At 68.5% G+C, this 17,967-nt stretch carries 19 protein-coding genes; 7 read left to right on the forward strand and 12 right to left on the reverse strand.

Annotated features, from left to right (window positions below):
* Positions 1 to 51: 51 nt before the first annotated feature.
* Positions 52 to 711, reverse strand: a complete 660-nt coding sequence (locus ASC61_RS18375; RefSeq protein WP_056214600.1) for a uracil-DNA glycosylase — start codon at positions 709 to 711, stop codon at positions 52 to 54.
* A 137-nt stretch (positions 712 to 848) separates the two neighbouring features.
* Between ASC61_RS18375 and ASC61_RS18380 the strand changes: the two genes are divergently transcribed.
* Positions 849 to 3,440: a DEAD/DEAH box helicase gene (locus ASC61_RS18380; RefSeq protein WP_056214603.1), complete on the forward strand. Its 2,592-nt coding sequence runs from the start codon at positions 849 to 851 to the stop codon at positions 3,438 to 3,440.
* A gap of 57 nt (positions 3,441 to 3,497) precedes the next feature.
* Here the strand turns inward: ASC61_RS18380 and ASC61_RS18385 are convergent, their stop codons facing one another.
* The 4 genes from ASC61_RS18385 to ASC61_RS18400 form a co-directional block, all read right to left on the reverse strand.
* Positions 3,498 to 5,438: an Ig-like domain-containing protein gene (locus ASC61_RS18385; protein ID WP_056214606.1), complete on the reverse strand. Its 1,941-nt coding sequence runs from the start codon at positions 5,436 to 5,438 to the stop codon at positions 3,498 to 3,500.
* Between the two features lie 101 nt (positions 5,439 to 5,539).
* Entirely contained in the window at positions 5,540 to 5,875 is a 336-nt protein-coding gene (locus ASC61_RS18390) for a WYL domain-containing protein (protein ID WP_056214609.1), read from the reverse strand.
* Positions 5,876 to 5,878: 3 nt separating this feature from the next.
* Positions 5,879 to 7,135 (reverse strand): histidine-type phosphatase, encoded by a 1,257-nt coding sequence (locus ASC61_RS18395; protein WP_056214612.1) that lies wholly within the window; start codon positions 7,133 to 7,135, stop codon positions 5,879 to 5,881.
* Between the two features lie 51 nt (positions 7,136 to 7,186).
* Positions 7,187 to 7,414: a hypothetical protein gene (locus tag ASC61_RS18400; protein ID WP_056214615.1), complete on the reverse strand. Its 228-nt coding sequence runs from the start codon at positions 7,412 to 7,414 to the stop codon at positions 7,187 to 7,189.
* Between the two features lie 209 nt (positions 7,415 to 7,623).
* Between ASC61_RS18400 and ASC61_RS18405 the strand changes: the two genes are divergently transcribed.
* Positions 7,624 to 8,724, forward strand: coding sequence for a hypothetical protein (locus tag ASC61_RS18405; protein ID WP_056214618.1), 1,101 nt, complete (start codon positions 7,624 to 7,626; stop codon positions 8,722 to 8,724).
* A 62-nt stretch (positions 8,725 to 8,786) separates the two neighbouring features.
* Here ASC61_RS18405 and ASC61_RS18410 read toward each other — a convergent pair whose 3' ends face one another.
* The 3 genes from ASC61_RS18410 to ASC61_RS18420 form a co-directional block, all read right to left on the reverse strand.
* Positions 8,787 to 9,056 (reverse strand): GlsB/YeaQ/YmgE family stress response membrane protein, encoded by a 270-nt coding sequence (locus ASC61_RS18410; RefSeq protein ID WP_056214621.1) that lies wholly within the window; start codon positions 9,054 to 9,056, stop codon positions 8,787 to 8,789.
* Positions 9,057 to 9,139: 83 nt separating this feature from the next.
* Positions 9,140 to 10,660, reverse strand: a complete 1,521-nt coding sequence (locus tag ASC61_RS18415) for a serine/threonine-protein kinase (protein ID WP_056214624.1) — start codon at positions 10,658 to 10,660, stop codon at positions 9,140 to 9,142.
* A gap of 68 nt (positions 10,661 to 10,728) precedes the next feature.
* Complete coding sequence (locus ASC61_RS18420) at positions 10,729 to 11,685, reverse strand: FHA domain-containing protein (protein ID WP_056214626.1); 957 nt, start codon at positions 11,683 to 11,685, stop codon at positions 10,729 to 10,731.
* Between ASC61_RS18420 and ASC61_RS19980 the strand changes: the two genes are divergently transcribed.
* Positions 11,684 to 12,499, forward strand: coding sequence for a hypothetical protein (locus tag ASC61_RS19980; RefSeq protein WP_162243686.1), 816 nt, complete (start codon positions 11,684 to 11,686; stop codon positions 12,497 to 12,499). The genes ASC61_RS18420 and ASC61_RS19980 overlap by 2 nt on opposite strands.
* Here the strand turns inward: ASC61_RS19980 and ASC61_RS18430 are convergent.
* The 3 genes from ASC61_RS18430 to ASC61_RS18440 all read right to left on the reverse strand — a co-directional run bounded on the left by ASC61_RS18430 (position 12,496) and on the right by ASC61_RS18440 (position 14,566).
* Positions 12,496 to 13,152, reverse strand: a complete 657-nt coding sequence (locus ASC61_RS18430) for a protein NO VEIN domain-containing protein (protein WP_056214631.1) — start codon at positions 13,150 to 13,152, stop codon at positions 12,496 to 12,498. The two genes, ASC61_RS19980 and ASC61_RS18430, sit on opposite strands and share 4 nt — an antisense overlap.
* A 166-nt stretch (positions 13,153 to 13,318) precedes the next feature.
* Entirely contained in the window at positions 13,319 to 13,960 is a 642-nt protein-coding gene (locus tag ASC61_RS18435; RefSeq protein ID WP_056214633.1) for a hypothetical protein, read from the reverse strand.
* A 27-nt stretch (positions 13,961 to 13,987) separates the two neighbouring features.
* Positions 13,988 to 14,566, reverse strand: a complete 579-nt coding sequence (locus ASC61_RS18440) for an RNA polymerase sigma factor (protein WP_082530874.1) — start codon at positions 14,564 to 14,566, stop codon at positions 13,988 to 13,990.
* Between the two features lie 37 nt (positions 14,567 to 14,603).
* Between ASC61_RS18440 and ASC61_RS18445 the strand changes: the two genes are divergently transcribed.
* On the forward strand, positions 14,604 to 15,509 hold the full coding sequence (locus tag ASC61_RS18445) for a serine/threonine-protein kinase (RefSeq protein ID WP_056214640.1): 906 nt from the start codon (positions 14,604 to 14,606) through the stop codon (positions 15,507 to 15,509).
* 3 nt (positions 15,510 to 15,512) lie between these two features.
* Here the strand turns inward: ASC61_RS18445 and ASC61_RS18450 are convergent, their stop codons facing one another.
* Positions 15,513 to 15,878 (reverse strand): hypothetical protein, encoded by a 366-nt coding sequence (locus ASC61_RS18450; RefSeq protein WP_056214642.1) that lies wholly within the window; start codon positions 15,876 to 15,878, stop codon positions 15,513 to 15,515.
* 136 nt (positions 15,879 to 16,014) lie between these two features.
* Between ASC61_RS18450 and ASC61_RS18455 the strand changes: the two genes are divergently transcribed.
* The 3 genes from ASC61_RS18455 to ASC61_RS18460 all read left to right on the forward strand — a co-directional run bounded on the left by ASC61_RS18455 (position 16,015) and on the right by ASC61_RS18460 (position 17,956).
* Positions 16,015 to 16,758, forward strand: a complete 744-nt coding sequence (locus ASC61_RS18455) for a DUF429 domain-containing protein (protein ID WP_162243687.1) — start codon at positions 16,015 to 16,017, stop codon at positions 16,756 to 16,758.
* Between the two features lie 31 nt (positions 16,759 to 16,789).
* The gene (locus tag ASC61_RS19505) at positions 16,790 to 17,260 is read left to right on the forward strand and encodes a hypothetical protein (protein WP_157439557.1); all 471 of its coding nucleotides are present in this window, start codon (positions 16,790 to 16,792) and stop codon (positions 17,258 to 17,260) included.
* A 117-nt stretch (positions 17,261 to 17,377) separates the two neighbouring features.
* Positions 17,378 to 17,956 carry a hypothetical protein gene (locus tag ASC61_RS18460; RefSeq protein WP_235503594.1) on the forward strand — a complete coding sequence of 193 codons (579 nt, stop codon included), beginning with the start codon at positions 17,378 to 17,380 and terminating at the stop codon, positions 17,954 to 17,956.
* Positions 17,957 to 17,967 lie beyond the last annotated feature (11 nt).

Genomic DNA, 17,967 nt, shown 5'->3' on the forward strand with positions numbered 1-17,967 from the left:
GTCCGGGAACTCGGCGGGTGGTGGGCTGATCGTCAGCACTCCCCCACGATGTCAGACGCGGTGCAGCTCGGCGGCGCGGGCGAAGGCGTTGATCGTCAAAGCACTGTTCCTCACGCCGGAGACCGTCGCCTGGTGCCAGGCGAGCGGACTCGGGTGCGGTGCGGTCAGCACGTCGTAGCCTGGCGGATCTATGACCTGCCAGGCCCGCTGCGCCTGCTTGCCGAGCAGCAGGACGACCGAGACCTTCGGAAGCAGGTCGAGCAGGGCGTAGAAGTCATCCCGCACCCGCCGGGTCTGCGCCATGAGGGTCCGCGGGCCGCCCGAACGGCGGACGGACCGGTTGCGCACCCACCACGGGACGATGTTCCAGTGCACCGACACCTCGTACGGCAGTCCGCCGCTCGCATGCGCGATGGACGTGTGCTGAGCCGCCAGGTCGTTGTTGTCGATGCTGACGAACCCGGAGCCCTCCGAGGCCAGGCACCGCGGCTCCTCGCGCAGGACGAGCACCCTCGCCCCGGCACCTCCACTGCGCGGATCGAAGGACGGGACGGACTCCCCCGTGCGCGAGGCGAGCTCGCGGGCCCAGGCCTCGAGGTCTCGTACGTGTGATCGGTCGAGCTCGCTGCGTCGACGCGTGATCGATCCCGGCACGACGTCCTCGTCCAGCAACGTGCCCGCCTCGGCAGCGATCTTGTTGCGAACCCGCACGGCCTTCCTCCCCTCCTACCACCGAGCCCTGTCTGCCCCACAAGCGGCGCGTTGAATCGTCCGTGCAGCAACACGCGAGCCGCGGGGCACGCCGGACCGCATGACCGCAACTTGGAGGCGTGAGCGACAATGGAGGGATGCCCACGTCCACGGATCTGCGCCGGTTCCTGCGCTTCCCCGTGGAGTTCGTGGCGCGCGAGGATCCGGCCGAATCACGCTTCGTCTTCCACGCCCCGGACGGCGACCACGAGGCCACCGCCAACGAGTCGATCGGCGCGCTGAGCCAGGGCATCCGCGTCATGTCGGCGGACCCCTCCGTACGCGCATGGGCGACGCCGGCGATCCTCGCACTGCGCATCATGGCCCGTGGCGCCCTCGGGTCCCCCGACGCCGCCGAGCTCAACCAGCTGCAGAGCGCGGCCTCGTCGATCGGCCCCAACGCCGGCGCCGGGCAGGCCGCGATCAACGCGTTCCTCAAGGCGCTCGCGGTCGATGCGCCCGCTGCGGCGTCGACACCGCAGCGCCAGCCGTACGTGTCGCCCCAGGCGAAGCAGCCGCGCCAGCGCGAGACCACGTTCTCGTGGTCGCTGATGGTGTCGTTCCTCGAGCGCCCGACCGCCGACCAGGCCGCAGTCGTACGCCTGAGGGTCCAGCCCCGCTCGGGCTCGTGGGCCGCGTTCGACGCCGGCGACATGTTCGGCGGCACTGCGTCACACCCGCTCGCCCAGGACGCCAAGGAGCCGACCGCGGCGATGCTGCGCCGGCTTGAGCCGTGGTGGTCCCCCGCAGAGCGGTTGCGCGACCCGCACACCCGCGGGGCGGCGACCGTCAGTCCCGACGAGCTGGCCCGGCTCGGCGACCGCGCTCTCGCGCCGACGCTGATGGCCAACCGCATCGAGATCCGCTGGCCACCTGAGCTCGTCCGCGAGCTGTCGACGTCCGCTGTCGTACGTCGTGACGAGACGCCGCGATCGGACCGACCGTCGGCATTCACGCAGGGTCAGCTGTTCTCGTTCGACTGGCAGGTCGCACTCGGCGACGACGTGCTGTCGGCCGCCGAGCTCGACCAGCTGGCCCGGTCGCAGACGGGGCTGCTGCGCCTGCGCGACCGATGGGTCTTCGTCGACAAGTCGCGCCTGCAGCGCGTGCTCGACAGGCGTACGCGCGAGATCTCGCCACTCGAGGCGCTGCGGGCCACGGTCACCGGCGAGCTGGAGATCGACGGCCGGATGACCGAGGTCGACACGGTCGGCTGGCTCGAGGACGTCCGCAAGCGGCTCGCCGTGCAGGACCGCGACATCGCGCCGGCCGTGCAGCCGGACGGGCTCGAGGGCACGCTGCGCGACTACCAGCTGCAGGGCCTGCGCTGGATGACGCAGCTCGTCGACCTGGGCCTCGGCGGCATCCTCGCCGACGACATGGGCCTCGGCAAGACCGTCATGCTGATCGCCCTGCACCTGCAGCGCACCGCGATCTCCTCGTCGCCGACCCTCGTGGTGTGCCCCGCCTCCGTACTGGGCAACTGGGAGCGCGAGATCAAACGGTTCGCCCCGGGCGTCAACGTACGCCGCTATCACGGGCCCAAGCGGCGCCTCGACGGCGTGACCGACGGCTTCCTCGTGACGACGTACGCCACGATGCGCTCCGACGCGATCGAGCTGTCGGAGCACCAGCCGGGCTGGGGCCTGGTCGTCGCCGACGAGGCGCAGAACATCAAGAACCCCCACGCCCGTACGGCCCAGGCCATCCGCGGCATCCCCGCCAAGGCGCGGCTCGCACTGACCGGCACGCCCGTCGAGAACAACCTCGGCGAGCTCTGGGCGATCCTCGACTGGACCACGCCGGGGCTCCTCGGCACCTACCAGCAGTTCCGCAACACCTGGTCACGCGCGATCGAGTCGCGCCGCGACTCCGGCAAGGCGACCGGGTTGTCGCAGCTCATCCGGCCGTTCGTGCTGCGCCGCCGCAAGTCCGACCCCGGCATCGCGCCGGAGCTGCCGCCCAAGATCGAGACCGACCACCGCATCAACCTCACCCGCGAGCAGGTCGGGCTCTACGAGGCGGTCGTCCGCAGCACGATGGCGCAGATCGAGAACGCACAGGGCATCCAGCGCCGCGGACTCGTGGTCAAGCTGCTGACCCAGCTCAAGCAGATCTGCAACCACCCGGCGCAGTTCCTGCGCGAGCCCGACGGCCGGCTCGGTGGGCGTTCGGGCAAGCTCGGCGTGTTCGACGAGCTGGTCGAGGAGATCGTCGCCGAGGACGGCGCGACCCTGGTGTTCACGCAGTACGCCCAGATGGGCCGGCTGCTGACCCGGCACCTCGAGGAGAAGAAGATCGGCCACCAGTTCCTCCACGGCGCCACGACCGTACGCGCCCGCGAGAAGATGGTGCACAAGTTCCAGGGCGGCGAGATCCCGGTGTTCGTGCTCTCGCTCAAGGCAGCCGGTGTCGGCCTCAACCTGACCAAGGCCGACCACGTCATCCACTACGACCGCTGGTGGAACCCCGCCGTCGAGGACCAGGCCACCGACCGCGCGCACCGCATCGGCCAGACCAAGAACGTCCAGGTGCACCGCCTCATCAGCGAAGGCACGATCGAGGAGTCCATCGCCGAGCTGATCCGGTCCAAGCGCTCACTCGCCGACGCCGTCGTCAACGGCGGCGAGGGCGCGCTCACCGAGCTCTCCGACGCCGCACTGGCCGACCTCGTACGCCTGCGGAAGTAGGACCTTCGACGGGCTCAGGGAGGATCGCCCCCTGAGCCCGCCGAAAGCGGGCCGAGGTCAGGCCTGCGCACCCCCGCGTCGACGGATCAGCACGACACCGGCGAACGTGGCGAACCCGGCGACGAGCAGCAGCCACGGTGACGCCGGCGAACCGGTGTCGGGCAGCGCCTCGTCGCCGTCGTCGGAGTTGCCCCCGTCGCCGCTCTCGCAGGCGGTGACGTGGATCGTGACGGTGGCGGCGTTGGACACGACGCCTTGGGTCGCGAACGTGTAGGTGAAGGTGTCGTCACCCACGAAGTCGTCGTCCGGGTCGTAGATCAGCGCGCCTCCCGCGAGATCTTCGGGATAGGTCAGCGTGCCGTGCTCCGGCGGCGCGATGATCGTCGGGACCGACCCGAGTGGGTCGACGCCGGCATCGTTGGCGAGCGGGGTGAACGTGCGGTCATCGCACTGCTGCGCGCTGACCTCGTCGTCGACCGCAACCGGAGAGACCGTGATCGTCACGGTCGCGACGTTGCTGTCGAGCTCCGTGCTCTGGAACGAGTAGGAGAACGTGTCCACGCCCGCGAACCCCGCATCCGGCGTGTAGGTGAAGCTGCCGTCGTCGTTCAGGGTCAGCGTGCCGTCGTCGACATCGTCGGTCACGCTCGGAGTCCCACCGCTCGTCGGCGTGTCGTTGCCGAAGACACCGGGGGCGTTGACGTTCAGCGTCGACTCCGCATTCGTCTGGTACGCGTCGTCGGCCGCCACGGGAGTGACCCTGAGGGTCACCGTCGCGACGTCACTGAGCGTCGTCACCGGATCTGTGAACCGGTAGGTGAACGAGTCGACGCCGACGAAGTCCGCCGTCGGCGCGTAGTCGAACGAGCCATCCGTGTGGAGGTCGAGCGTCCCGTGGGAGACGTCACCGGTCACCGCGACGGTGCCCGTGCCGGTGTCGTTGTCCCTCACCCCCGGTGCCGTGACGTGCAATGCGGAATTCGCGGCGATCGAGTACGCGTCGTCCTCGGCCACCGGCGGCTCACCGACGATGATCGTCACTGTCGCGGTGTTGCTGTAGGGACCGAACGGCAGCGGCCGGTAGCGATAGGTGAACGTGTCGACGCCGACGAAGCCGGGATCGGGTGTGTACGTGAAGCCGCCCGACGGCAGGAAGCCGGGCTGAGTCAGCGTTCCGTGGTCGACGTTGTTGGTGACCTGAAAGCCGAGGTAGGCGATCTCGCTGTCGTTGGACGACACACCGGGGACGCTGACCTGCAGCGCCGTGTCCGGGGCGGTCACGTAGTGGTCGTCGGTCGCGATCAGTCCGCCGTTGCCGACCACGATCGTCACCGTCGCGGTGTTGCTCTCGCCGTCATCCGTCGCGTAGCGGTAGTCGAACGTGTCGGTTCCGCTGTAGCCGACCTCGGGGACGTAGTGGAATCCGCCATCACCGTTCAGGTCGAGCGTTCCGTGGTCGACGTCGTTCATCAGCACGATCGAGTTGGGGGTCTGGTCGCCGCCGGCGGTCGGTACGTCGTTGCGGTAGACGCCGATGATGCCCGGCCGCAGCAGTCCGATGTTGCTCGGGAAGGCACCCGTGTTGGTGACCACGCTGAACACGTCGTCGTTGGCGACCGGCGCGGCGAGAGCTGCGGCGATCTCGGCGACAAAGCCCTCGATCGCAGGCTTGGCCTTGACGGTGGCGTCACGTCCGGGCCGGTCGGCCGGCTTGGTCGGCTGGTCCGTCGGTTCGACGCCCGGCTCACCGGTCGGCGTGCCGTCGCTCGGCTTCGGCTCCGAAGGCGTGGGAGTCGTCTCGGTGGGCGTCGGCTCGGACGGTGAGGGCGTCGTCTCGGTGGGCGTCGGCGCCGGATCTGTCGGCTGGTCCGAAGGCTCGGGGGTCTGGCTGGTCTCTGGTGTCCCTCCCCCTGGATCGTCGTCGGCGTGGGCGGCCGTGAACGTCAAGGACAGGATGACTGCAAGGAGCAGGGCGAAGAGCCCCCGAACTGCGCGCATGGTGTGACTTTCCTCCGGGACCCCCTCCCAGCAGACACCTTAAAGCGATATGAGACGCGATGTGGCAAATCGCCGCAAAATGTCCCGGACGGGTGCCGGGCTCATGAGCCCACCGCCAGATGGATCTCCGTGTAGAGCTCGCCGTTGGAGAGGTTGAGCTCCTCATCGATCTCGAACGTGGTGTCCAGGAGCTTGATGACCCACACCCGCGCCAGGTCGAACGAGCGCCATGCCGGCGCCTCGAGCCCGGACGACGAGAACCCCGAGACCTGGACGGCGTGGAGCGACAGCGCGCCGGTCGAGGCGGTGAAGACCACGTGCGGGTTCACCACCCTGGGCCCGCGGGACTGGGGCCCGACGACGTACCGGATCTCCAGCTGGCGCCGGTGCTCGATCGCGTACGCGATCCGCTCGTCGATCATCACCTCGGACGTCATGGCTCAGAGCAGGCAGCGCTTCAGCGCCGAGACTCGGTAGAAGTAGGGGTCGAGGTCGGACGGCGTGCACGAGCTGTTGAGCCGTACGGGCTGCTCGTTGTAGCGCAGCGTGACCAGCACTCCGCCACTCCTGGGGTTGCGATAGGCGACCCACTCGATGTTGCCGGCCATGCGCCCGGCGACGAAGCCGCGCCACGCGTTGTTGCCGTACGAGTAGGGAGTGCCGGCCGACGCCTGCTTGGTGCTGCCGGGCATGCGCGTCAATGCGGCGAACGGCATCGTCGTCTCGCCGTGGGCCAGGCGGAACACCGCTGCGGTGCTGCCGCCCGCGATGCGCTTGTCGAGCTGGCTGAAGAAGTCCGTGAGGATCGGCCTGGCCTGCTTGTACGAGCTGGTCTCGCCCTTGACGCCGGGACCGTAACGGTAGAAGTTCTGCGCGTCCTTGGCGAAGCCCAGGTAGTGCGCGTCCGTCAGCGGGACGTAGCGGCTGAACGTCACGTCGGTGTCGTCCTGCATGCCGGCGGCGAGCGCGTACATGCCGTAGATGTCGAGCGCCTTGCCGACCGGGTCGCTGAGGCGGTCGACGTACGCCGCGGAGTAGAGCTTGCGCAGCACGTGCCGTGCCGCGGTCCGCACGTCGGTGCGTCGCAGCACGCTGGCGATGGCGGCGTTGCCCTTCGCGGTCGCGCCGTTGGTGATGAGCATCCGGTCGTCGACCGTCCGGTCCTTGAGGTCGATGCCCGGGATCGCGGCGTTGAGTCCGCCGCGCAGCGCGGTCGCGCTCTGCTGGGTGCGATAGATGCTGGTCGTCCGGAACCGGATGTCGTCGCCGTCGGCGGCGGCCTTGGTCAAGAAGTCGTGGTAGTTCGCCGCCGTACGCCGGCCGATCCCGGCCCACTCGGCGCGTCCGATCGTGCTGAGGTGCCCGTAGCCGATCGTCGTCTCGGCGGCCCGGAACGCCTTGAGGTCGTCGTCGAACTGCTTGCCGGCGGTCGTCAGCTGGCCCTGCTTGGCGGCCGCGTTCCACACCGCGAGGGCACGCTTCTCGCTGTCGCTGTTGGTCTGGCTGCGTGAGCCGTGCCGGCCGACGTTCTCAATGAAGAACGCCTCGTAGTTTGGCGGCGGCGTCCTGATGTTCGTCGTCGCCGGATTCCCGTATGGCGTCTGGTTGGCGTACGAGTGCGCGTCCGTGACGATGTCGGCCTGCGCCGGCCCGATGAGGGCAGCCAGCGAGACGAGGACGCTGATGAGCTTGAGCATGGTCTCCCCCGGGTGGTGGCGCTGCTCAGTCTAGGTGGCGGGCCGTGACCCTCAGGTGCGTTCGGCGGTGTTGGCCGGCCCGGCCCCGTTGCCCGACGGCGGGGCGTCGTTGTACATGTTCATGACCTTGTCCTCGACCTTGGACACGGCATCCTTGACCGTCGGGCTGCCGGCGAGCTTCTGGTACGCCTGCCGGATCTCCTCGTAGCGTTCCCGCCCGGCCTTGGCACCGAGCACGTATCCGGCCGCGAAGGCCCCTGCCACCATCAGCTTGCTCATGCCGCTGCCATACCCCGTCGCGCACGCGGCAAGCACAGATCTGACTTGCGGGCGGGTTCGTCGAAGTTGTCGCGAACCCCTCGCAACGGGCGTAGCGTTCGAGCCACAAGCCAGGTATCCGCGATGGCCTGTCCGTTGAGCTCACTCGAGACGACGGGCACGGCGTCAGGTGGGGTCGAGGATTTGCACCGCAAGCGATTGGGGCAAACATGTTCGGCTCACAAGCTCTTGAGACAGCTATCGGGCTCGCACTCCTCTTCTTCGTTCTGGCAACCGCGGCCTCCGCCATTGCCGAAGCGATCTCCCGAAAACTGCAGAAGCGGTCCACCGATCTCGAGAAGGCCATCATGGTCATGCTTGAGACAGGTGACCTGACTGCGGAAACCCGTGGCGTCACGCCTCGGGAAGTCCAGTCCTTGCTGCAGACAGCCGCGGGCAAGGCCAGCGCGACATACCTTTCGGCCAAGGCTTTTGCTGATGCCGCCACGCAGCTCGTGTCCAAGGGACAGAACATCGGGTTCCTTCGCGAGCGCATGGACGGACTGGCTCGCGAGACAAGAGCCGATCTCGTCGGCGTCAAGGCGGGACTCGAGAATTGGTTCGACGAGGCGATGTCCCAAGCTCAGGCCCAGTACAAGAAGTGGGCGGCTGCCATCCTGTTCTCCATCGGGCTGGTGTTGTCAGTCTCCCTCAATGCTTCGACGCTCAACGTGGCGCACGATCTGTGGAGCGGCGTTGTTGTCCGCGAAGCCGTGGTGGAGGCAGCAGGCAACGCCCAAGAATCCGCAGACGCCTGCAGCAAGGGCACCGATATCGAGCAGGCGTCGTGTGCCGTCGAAAACGTGTCGTCGTCCCAGCTCCCACTCGGCTGGCGCGACGCGCAGCGAGACGGCGCGTGGAACAACGGCACAGACGACGCGATCTTTTGGTGGTTGAGCCACGTCGTGGGGTGGTTGCTCACCGCTTGCCTGATCATGCTCGGTGCGCCGTTCTGGTTCGACCTCGTCGGACGCCTGGTGAACCTTCGTGCCGGAGGCAGACGACCGAAGCAGGCACCAGAGGACGAGGGTTCCAGCAACTACCTGATGAACATCACCGGCATGACTGACCCGCGTCCCTCGAAGTACTGGGTCCCAACCCTGGAGGTTGTCCACCAACGGGCTGTTGCTCGGGCGCCTCAGCGCAAGTACACCGACCGCACCACGTGGGAGCCTGGGGATCTCGATGCAGCTTCGAATCCTCGCGACGTCGACTGGCTGGCAACCGCGCTGAATCTCGGTGAGCCGTTGGATCGAACGACGAGGAGCTAGACCATCGCACAGCGAGAGGGACCCCGGCCGGGTGGCCGGGGTCCCTCTCGCTCATACCTGGGTCAGACGCGGGTCGTACGCCGTCCGGTCAACGCCGAGGCGATCATCACGAGCACAGCGGAGACCGCGATCGCGACGATCCAGCGGACCCAGTCGACACCGTCGCTGCCGTCGCCGCCGAACGCGCTGTAGATCCCCCAACCGATGAGCACGCCGCCGATGCCACACACGACGGTCAGCCAGATCGGGATGTTGTCCTTGTCACCGGGAGCGACCAGCTTGCCGAGTGCACCGATGATGATGCCCGCAATGATGACGCCGATGATCTCCATGAGGGTTCCTCTTTCGTGTTGCTGATGTCACGGCGGGTGCGCCGCAGGGCATGGATACCCAGCGGCCTGCGGTTGATGCGCGGTCAGAGCGCGAGGGGGTAGGCGACGAAGAGGATCGCCGCCGCGCCCGCGCCGCCCAGGTGGATCATCGCCAGCAGCAGCGACCCGAGCCGCATCCTCAGCCGCGACACGCCTCGCAGGACGAGCGCCACCGCTGCCGCGGGCATCAGCACCCAGGCCAGGTCCCAGCTGGAGCTGAACAGGTCGTCCGGCCACTGCACGCCGACGCCCTTGGCCAGCTGGGCGATCAGCGCGACGTACCAGGGGAACAGGATCGGCAGCGAGCCACGGGAGGCCGCACCAGCGGCGACCCGCAGTCCCGAGCGCATCGATCGGTCGACGACGCGGCCCGGTTGCGGCTGCCCGACCGCGGGGCCGCCGATCGAGGCGAGGAACGCCCGACGGCGTACGAGGAGGTAGACGCCGGCGATCGCGACAGCGAGTGTCCACCACGCCGTCGCGGTGTTGCTGTCCATCGCGGGTGGCCGGTAGTCCGGTGCCACGAGCTCGGTCACCAGCCACGCGAGTCCTGGCACGAGCGCGACGATGAACGCAGCCAGCGCGAGCCCCACGGCGTACGCCTTGAGCCGCGTCACTCGCGTCACGAGCGGCCCGGCGGGTGTCCTTTCGGCAGGCTCAAGGACCGAGTGGTTGCTTGCGCCGACCTCCTCGCCCCTTGAGCTTGTCGAAAGGGAGTCCAGCGCACCGAGATCCACCGCGGCGAGCGCCGACAGCATCTCGGTCACGCTCTGGTAGCGCGCCGAGGGGTCGATCGCCATCGCCCGCGCGACCACCGCGGCCAGCGCCGCCGGCACCTGCGGAGCTCGCGCACGAGGATCGGGACGCGGGTGGTTGCGGTGCGCCAGCAGCTGCGCGGCCATCGTGCCCTCGAACGGCGGCGTGCCGGTCAGGCACTCGTAGAGCAGGCACCCGACGGAGTAGATGTCGCTGCGCTCGTCGGCCTTGCCGTCGAACTGCTCCGGCGCCATGTAGTGCGGCGTGCCGGCCACGGTCGCGGTCGTGTCGGAGGCGGCGCGCGCGATGCCGAAGTCGACGATCTTGACTCCCCCGCGCTGCGTCACCAGGACGTTCGCGGGCTTGATGTCGAGGTGCAGGATGCCGGCCTGGTGGCACGCCGCGAGACCTTCGAGGACGCCGCGGACCACGAGCACCGAGCGCAGGCTGGGCCCGCTGGTCGCCAGCAGGTCACGCAGCGAGGTGCCCTCGACGAGCTCCATGACCAGGTGCGGGGTGACCTCGCCGTCGCCGTCGGTCATGTGCACGAGGTCGTGCACCGTCACGACGTTGGGGTGCGACACCCGGGCCAGCGTCGCGACCTCGCGGGTGATGCGGCGCATCGCACGCGGGTCGTCGGCGAGGAAGTGCGAGAACCGCTTGATCGCCACCTCACGCTGCAGCTGGCTGTCGCGCGCGCGGAACACGACGCCGTGGTTGCCCGCGCCGATGCGGCCCAGCAGCTCGAAGCGCTGCTCGACCGGAACGGTGCTGGGTGGGTTCGGCGACGTGGCGAGAGGATCCGGCATCAGCGGTCCTCCTGCTCCAGGTCGACGAGACGGTTCCCATGACGGTACGACGTGCACGTCCATTGTCCCTAGTGACTGGTCAGACCCTGCAGATGCACGGTTCCCGACGTGTCGGTCACGGCTGTCACGCGTACGCCGGCGAGCGCGATGACCGATCCGGTACGCACGTCGGTCCAGTCGTCGATGCGCCGTCCGTCGACCGTCGTGCCGTTGGTGCTGCCCAGGTCCTTGACCTGCCACTGGGTGCCGCTGCGGCGGATCGCCGCGTGGCGATAGGACACCTCGGGCTCCGCGAAGCGCACGGGGCTCTCGGGCAGGCGGCCCAGCACGGTGCCGCCGAGCGGGATCGGCGTCGCCCGGCCGTCGCGCTCCAGGCTCAGGCCCGCAGCGACGTTCATGGTCGGTGCGGTGTCCTCGAGGTCGGGCACGAGGGCGGGGAAGTTCATCGTCGCCTCGGGATCGGGCCTCGCCGGCGCCACCGGTTGCCTCGACACCACCGGCAGATCGTCGGGCACGATGTCCCACCCCACGGGCGTACGCAACGGCGCTGCGGCGGCAGGCTCGGCGCGGCCGCTCCCCCGTGCCGGCGGCACCCAGCCGGACCGCAATCCGGGGTCGACCTCGACGACGACCGTGACCTCGTCCGGCAGCGCCCAGCCGGAGCGTTCGGCGTGCGCCAGATAGAGCTTCGCCCCGTCGTCGCCGAGTCGCTCCAGGTCACCGTCGGGGTCGAGCTTGTCCAGGTCCTCCGGCGCCACGCGCACGGTCAGCTCGGCGAACGCCAGGCGCTCACCGCTCGGCATCACGACGTGCTGGCTCGTCAGCGCACGTACGAACCGGCGGCGCAGCACCGCAGCGGAGCCGGTCGGGTACGACACGAGCTTGGCAGCGATCTCGCCAGCGGCAGCACGCTTGGACTCGACGCCGAAGATGCTCTGCGCGATCCGCAGGCCGGCCCAGACGACCACGACGAAGAGGACGAGGATCAACAGGTTGGAGGCGAGCGCCGACAGAGTCCCATACATGGCATCATCTTCAGGGTCGCGCGCCGCCGAGGTCGAGCCGCGGCGGAACGCATTCCACGAAGGAGCTCCGGTGCTGCACATCGCCTGGTCGGCCGGCGAGCAGTACGCGGGCGAGGCGCAGCTCGAGGCGGGTTCGGCCTTCGTGCTGGCGCGACGGATGAACCTGCCGGAGCAGCAGCCCCTCGTCGCCGAGCGCATCGACGGGTCGGCGTACGTCTTCGTGAGGCTCCCGTACGTCAGCGATCCCGCGCTGGTCATCACCGCGACCGCCGGGCAGCCCGTCGTGCACCGCGGCCAGCGCGCCAACGGCGCAGTCGTGCAGCTCACCGGCCCGACCGGCGAGTCGACGACGCCGGCGCCGGGCCAGAAGATCTCGTTGACCCACAGTGGCACGCGCATCGAGCTGCGCTACCCCGACCTCACGTTCGCCGCCGTCGTCGAGTTCGACCTGCCGGCGCAGCAGCCGGCGGGCTCCGGCACGGTGCAGCTCGGCGTCGACTCGCTGCAGCACGAAGACGCCTGGCTGGTCGCGGCGATCGCCGTGGCGCTGTCGCCGGAGCACGGCGTGGTCGCGCACGGCGAGCTCAAGCGGGCGTTCGCGCTGTGGCGCGGCACCGAGGAGCACAGCGACGGTGCGTTCGACCGCAACGTGCTGCGCCCGGCGCTGGCGTCGCGTGGCCTCGAGATGCCCGGCCCGCGGCTCAACAAGATCGTCTACCTCGTGGAGCGCTGCCGGCGTACGTCGGAGTTCCCTTCGCGCCTGCTCGAGGACGTACGTGCGAGGCTGCGCGCCGTCGGCATGGACGTCGCCTAAGCGCCGCGGAGGTCCGCCTCGTACGCCAGCGGGACGGCGAACTTGCGGATGTCGCCGGGGTGGTACTCGCGCGCGCTCGGGCTGGTCAGGGCGTTGGTGACGACCGACAGCACCCAGTCGAGGTCGTGCCCGGCGGCCTGCAGCTCGGCCTGGGTGATCAGGACCTTGGGGACGGGACCCGAGACGCCCTTGACCTCGATGTGGCGCACGCGCGGGCCCTTGGTCGCGGTGATGTCCCACCCGAGGCCGAGCGCGCTGACGTCCTCGACGATCCAGCCGTCGACCGCGTACTGCCCGCACACGAAGCTCATCGCGATGATCTCGACCGCACGGCTCTCGGTGACGCCGGAGTAGCGCGCATCCAGTGACTCCCCCGTCGCCGGTTCGTCGGGGAGGTACGAGATCGGGTTGCGGCCGAGCGACTCCGGCGCGTGCTGGTTGACGAACCGGTCGTGGATCGGGTGACCCGCGGTCAGCACGCGTCCGTACACGACGCTGCGCATCGACCGCTTGGGCGCCGGCTCGATGCTGGAGATCTCAAGCGCCTGCCGCACGATGCCGTCATAGCTGAAGATCGCGTAGCGCTCGTCCTGGGCGCGCGGGCCCAGGCGCCAGCACCCGCGGTTGGCCTCGTAGACCTGTGCGTCGGTCATGCCTTCTCGATAACCGACGTGTGTGCGACCGAGATCGTCACTCATCGGGTCGACTGCGCGGAGCTCCCCCAAGCGAATGTGCAGCATCGGGTCAGGATAGGGCCCTCCGGAACAGCCCGTCACCCCGGGATGCCTGTCATCTCGGGAAAATACGTCGCCGGAGCGGTCAGCAGCCGTCGCGCATGAGGCCCGGCTGGGCGTTCTTGGTGATCTCGACGAACGTCACCGGATCGCTGTCCTTGAGCTGGTCCACCGTGGCGTCGAAGAGGTAGCCGATCCAGCCCCCGGTCTGCGGGTCGTACTCGTAGAGGCCGGACTGGCTGTAGCCCGCCTCGACCGGCTTGCCGTCCTCGATCGCGGCGCGCACCTCGCCGTACGTGCTGCCGACGCCGAGCCCGTCCTCGGTGCGCGGTGCCTTGTCGCGGATGCCGATCGAGGAGATCTCGCCGTTGCCGAGCGTCCCCACGTCGACCAGGTCGCCGTACGTCTTCTTCCACGTCAGCGGCAGGACCGGGCAGCCGTCGACCGGCGGCGGGGTGTCGGCGTCGAACAGGCCGGTCGCCAACGCCTCCTTCTTGCTCATGCCGATGCGGACATCGCCGAGACGGCCGGGCGAGATGACCATGTCCTTGAGCGTGGCCGGCGCGGCCCTGGTGGGCGGGGTCGCAATGGTCTTGTACGTCCCTTTGTCGTCGTCGGCCGCGGCGGCTGGGGTGTTGGTGGTGAGGGCGTTGGCCAGCACGCCGGCGCCAATGCCACCTGCGACACTGACGCCCAGCACGAGGGCGGCGATCTGCTTCTTCATCATGGTGTGGCTCCGATCATGGACGACGTGTCACAGATCAGATGCACGAAGTGCGGAAATAGTTGCCGCCGACGGCTCCAGCGACTCGCGGATGTGCCGGCGGGCGGTGTGAATGCGCGCCTTCACGGTGCCGACCGGCGTCTCGGTGAGCGCCGCGATCTCGTCGTACGGCAGCGACCCCAGGTCGCGCAGCACGAACGCCTGGACCGCCGCGGGGTGGTCGCGTTCGAGCTGCTCGAGGGCGTCGAGCAGGTCGAGCCGGGTGCCGGCGATGACGCTCGTCGTGCGGGGGTCGGGCGGATCGGCGACCACGTCCGGGGTGGTGTCGGTGAACCGGCGGCGCATCGAGCGATAAGTCATCCGCGCCGAGTTCGTGGCGATCACGGTGACCCAGCCGGCGAACGAGCCGCGGCCCGTGAAGTCACCCAGGCGCGTGGCGATCGTCATGAGCGCCTCCTGCGTCGCCTCCTCGGCGTCCTGCCGGTAGGGCAGGAACTTCGCGCAGCGCCGCAGCACCAGCGGACGTACGGCGGCGAGCAGGTCATCCATGGCGTACGCCTCGCCGGCGCGTGCCCGCGCGACGAGATCGTCCCACCCGCTCGTGTCCATGCTCACCGCTTCCTGTGCGTCGTCCATACTTTCGGTGATGAAGCACATCGGACGCTACCGCCTGGATCGCATCCATGGCTCCGGCGCGTTCGCCACAGTGTGGCAGGGGTTCGACACCGAGCTCGAGATCACCGTCGCCGTCAAGGTGCTGGCCGAGAACTGGGCGCACCAGGTCGACGTACGGGAGCGGTTCCTCGACGAGGCCAGGCTGCTGCGGAGGCTCAGCAGTGATCGTGTGGTGCGCGTGTACGACGTCGGTACGCACGACGGTCAGCCGTTCTTCGTCATGGACTTCGCCACCGGCGGCACACTCGCCGACCGCGTCGACGGCTCCCTGGCGCCCGATCGCGCGCTCGACCTCGCCGCCCAGTCGGCCCGCTCGGTGCAGGTGCTGCACGACGCCGGCGTCATCCACCGCGACATCAAGCCCAGCAACCTGCTGGTCGACATCGACCGCGACGGCCACGAGCGCGTCGTGGTCGCCGACCTCGGCAGCGCCAAGCGACTCGCCGAGGCCAGCGGCATCACCGTCACGACCGGCACGCCGTCCTACATGGCGCCGGAGCAGGCCCTCGGTCGCGGCATCGACGAGCGAAGCGACATCTATGCGCTCGGTGTCGTCACGTACGTCCTACTGACCGGCACGCTCCCCTATGACATCAGCGACCCGATCGCGCTCATCACGCGCAAGGCGTCGGACCGTCCCGGCCGGCTGCCGGCGGAGCACCGGGAAGCCCTCAACTCGGTCCTCGCCCGAGCCATGGCGCTCGAGCCCGACGGTCGGCCGCGGAGCGCCGAGGAGCTGGCCTCCGCGCTCGACCGCGTCGCCGCTGGTGAGGGCGACATCGGCGCGGCTTCTGGTTGGCCGACTCGGGTCATCGTCGCGCTGTCGGCGGGACTGTTCGTCGCCTGCGGCGCGGTGACCTGGCTCGTGGTGCGCTGAGCCTCAGCGCTTGCGGTCGGCGACGATCGCGGCGACGTTGAGCGCGGCCCAGCCGACGGTGACTGCGAGCACCTTGGCCTTGCGGGCCGTGGACGTCGCCTCGTTGGTGAACAGCGCCGAGTCGGTCAGGTCGAACACGACGCGGCCCATCATCGCTTGCTCGCGGGCCTGCGCCGTCGGAGCCGCCAGCGCCAGCCCGCTGACGACCAAGTCGCGTACGCCGAACGTACGCGCGGCGATGTCGTAGTCGGGCTGCTTCAGCGGGCTCGCGGTGATCGCGTTGCCGAGGTGGCGGGGCTTGGCGAGCGCGAACACGGAGTAGGCGGCGGTGGCGACGGAGATCAGGGCGCTGTAGCTCGGCTTCTTCATGCCCCGACGCTAGGCGAGGCGAACCGGGCTCGCACGGTGAGTTCGTGTGGGAGGGTCACAGAGCTCGTTGAGCCACTCCGATCCAAGAACGAGGCCCGCTATCGTCCCGCATATGACGGTGAGTTGGGGAATCGACATGAGCACGGCCCTGCCTAGCGTGGGCGTTGCCTCATTGACGTGGCACACCGCCGCCCCAGCTACATTGAGCGTTCACACGGTCACAAAAAACGACGGCGTCGCCGAATATCTGTCTCAGGCCCTGGCAGACCCGACAGCCGTCGTCGCGGTGGACGTTCCGTTCGGCTGGCCTAGCGGATTTGCGAAGTTCCTCGCCTTGCATGCACAAGGCCCGACGCCTTTGCCAGAACCCAACGGACGTTCCGCCTGGAGTGCGCTCGCCGGTAGGGAGACCGACCGTCAGGTGCGTGAAGCCGTCAAGATTCAGGGCTTGAGCGTCTCGTTCGACAAGCTCGGTGCCACAGCCGCCATGTGGTCCGAGATCGAGTTCGGCCTCCTAGCGACGATGGGACATCGATTGGATCGCTCCGGCATCACAGGACCCATCGTCGAGACGTGGCCACGAGCCGCCTGGAGCCGGTTCGTAGGCAGAAGCGAGAATCCCGCAAAACTCACCCCTACCAAGTTTGAAGAAGCGCTCGAGCACGTCGTGGATTTCAAGTCACCGTCGTGGCGCGCCTATCCTGAGGCGCGACGCGAGCACGCCCAAGACGCGATCGTCTGCGCACTTGTCGCCCGGGCAAGACAGCTCGACCAAACAGATCTGCCGAAGACCATGGACACAACCACTCTCGCCCGGTCAGAGGGTTGGATTCATATTGCGAAATTGGGCATATCGCTATCCGCCCTCATCCCAGAATGAGGATTCGATGACGGACCCGAGAGGGGAGTCGATGGACTGGACAGTAGGCGCGCTTCAGGCGGCCGGGTTCGAAGGATTCGTTCCGCTCCTAACGCTGAATCTCCCTGAGGTGCCAGACGAGCCGGGGGTCTACTGCGTCGTGCGCCCCGATTCAGATGCTGTCCAGTTTCTCGAAGAGTCTGTCGCTGGTTGGTGGAAAGACAGAGACCCGAGCGTGACCGCACAAGTTCTGGAAGAGGCGTGGATTGAGGGGCCCGCCGTCGTATACATCGGCAAGGCTTCAGCCTCTCTGCGTCAACGATTGCGGCCATACCGAAGGATCGGGGAAGGCTACAAAGCCGCTCATTGGGGCGGGCGATACATCTGGCAGCTCGCTGACCACCGATCGCTGCTGGTTTGTTGGCGAACCGAAGCCGATGATGCCGCCGTGGTGGAGTCTCGATTGATCGCAGAGTTCCGGACCGCATATGGAGACCGACCGTTCGCGAATCTCGTCAAGTGAACCTCGAGCAGTTTTCACGTCTGGCAGGCTTTGCACGTGAATCAGCCGAAACTTGAGACCGGCCGTGCATTTTGGGCTGCCGCCGTTGTACTCGCACTCACACTCATCCAACTTCTCGTGGGTACGTTCGCCGGGCTCGACCAGTTCGACGGCAAGGGATTCGGCTATCGGCTGCTCGCCTATCCCCTGCTGATGGTGATCGTCCCCGCCGTGTGGATCTGGCGGCGGCAAAAGTCCTTGATCCCCGAGTCCCGGTCCTTGAGCCTGTCGAAAGGACGCTCACCTGAGGACATCCCTTGGGGCGCGTTTGCCCTGATCATGGCGCCGTTCCTCGTCGACGTCTCCGGCAACACCGTCGACCTCTATGACTCGGTGGACTGGTGGGACAACGCCAACCACTTCTTCAACTGGATGCTGCTGCTCTGGGGCTGCGGCCTGCTGCTGCGCCTCGTCTGGACCGGTCCGGCGTGGGGCCTCATCCTCACGATCACCGGGCTCGGCGCGATCCTGGCTGTCGGCTGGGAGCTCGGCGAGTGGTACACCTTCATCCGCCGAGGCACCGAGCTCGACGGCGCGTACGAGGACACGCTCAGCGACGAGCTGCTGGGCACGCTCGGCGCTCTGGTCGCGGCACTGATCGTCGGCCGCAAGCACAAGGCGGACCAGCACGTCGAGGACGTCGCGTCCGTCGTCTGACGACAAGCCCG

It is taken from the genome of Aeromicrobium sp. Root344 (assembly GCF_001425755.1).
GTDB lineage: Bacteria > Actinomycetota > Actinomycetes > Propionibacteriales > Nocardioidaceae > Aeromicrobium.

Coding starts and splice junctions, on each gene's coding strand:
- ASC61_RS18380 (WP_056214603.1), top strand. CDS start 849: ATGCCCACGTCCACGGATCTGCGCCGGTTCCTGCGCTTCCCCGTGGAG.
- ASC61_RS18385 (WP_056214606.1), bottom strand. CDS start 5,438: ATGCGCGCAGTTCGGGGGCTCTTCGCCCTGCTCCTTGCAGTCATCCTG.
- ASC61_RS18390 (WP_056214609.1), bottom strand. CDS start 5,875: ATGACGTCCGAGGTGATGATCGACGAGCGGATCGCGTACGCGATCGAG.
- ASC61_RS18395 (WP_056214612.1), bottom strand. CDS start 7,135: ATGCTCAAGCTCATCAGCGTCCTCGTCTCGCTGGCTGCCCTCATCGGG.
- ASC61_RS18400 (WP_056214615.1), bottom strand. CDS start 7,414: ATGAGCAAGCTGATGGTGGCAGGGGCCTTCGCGGCCGGATACGTGCTC.
- ASC61_RS18405 (WP_056214618.1), top strand. CDS start 7,624: ATGTTCGGCTCACAAGCTCTTGAGACAGCTATCGGGCTCGCACTCCTC.
- ASC61_RS18410 (WP_056214621.1), bottom strand. CDS start 9,056: ATGGAGATCATCGGCGTCATCATTGCGGGCATCATCATCGGTGCACTC.
- ASC61_RS18415 (WP_056214624.1), bottom strand. CDS start 10,660: ATGCCGGATCCTCTCGCCACGTCGCCGAACCCACCCAGCACCGTTCCG.
- ASC61_RS19980 (WP_162243686.1), top strand. CDS start 11,684: ATGGCATCATCTTCAGGGTCGCGCGCCGCCGAGGTCGAGCCGCGGCGG.
- ASC61_RS18420 (WP_056214626.1), bottom strand. CDS start 11,685: ATGTATGGGACTCTGTCGGCGCTCGCCTCCAACCTGTTGATCCTCGTC.
- ASC61_RS18430 (WP_056214631.1), bottom strand. CDS start 13,152: ATGACCGACGCACAGGTCTACGAGGCCAACCGCGGGTGCTGGCGCCTG.
- ASC61_RS18435 (WP_056214633.1), bottom strand. CDS start 13,960: ATGATGAAGAAGCAGATCGCCGCCCTCGTGCTGGGCGTCAGTGTCGCA.
- ASC61_RS18440 (WP_082530874.1), bottom strand. CDS start 14,566: ATGGACACGAGCGGGTGGGACGATCTCGTCGCGCGGGCACGCGCCGGC.
- ASC61_RS18445 (WP_056214640.1), top strand. CDS start 14,604: ATGAAGCACATCGGACGCTACCGCCTGGATCGCATCCATGGCTCCGGC.
- ASC61_RS18450 (WP_056214642.1), bottom strand. CDS start 15,878: ATGAAGAAGCCGAGCTACAGCGCCCTGATCTCCGTCGCCACCGCCGCC.
- ASC61_RS18455 (WP_162243687.1), top strand. CDS start 16,015: ATGAGCACGGCCCTGCCTAGCGTGGGCGTTGCCTCATTGACGTGGCAC.
- ASC61_RS19505 (WP_157439557.1), top strand. CDS start 16,790: ATGGACTGGACAGTAGGCGCGCTTCAGGCGGCCGGGTTCGAAGGATTC.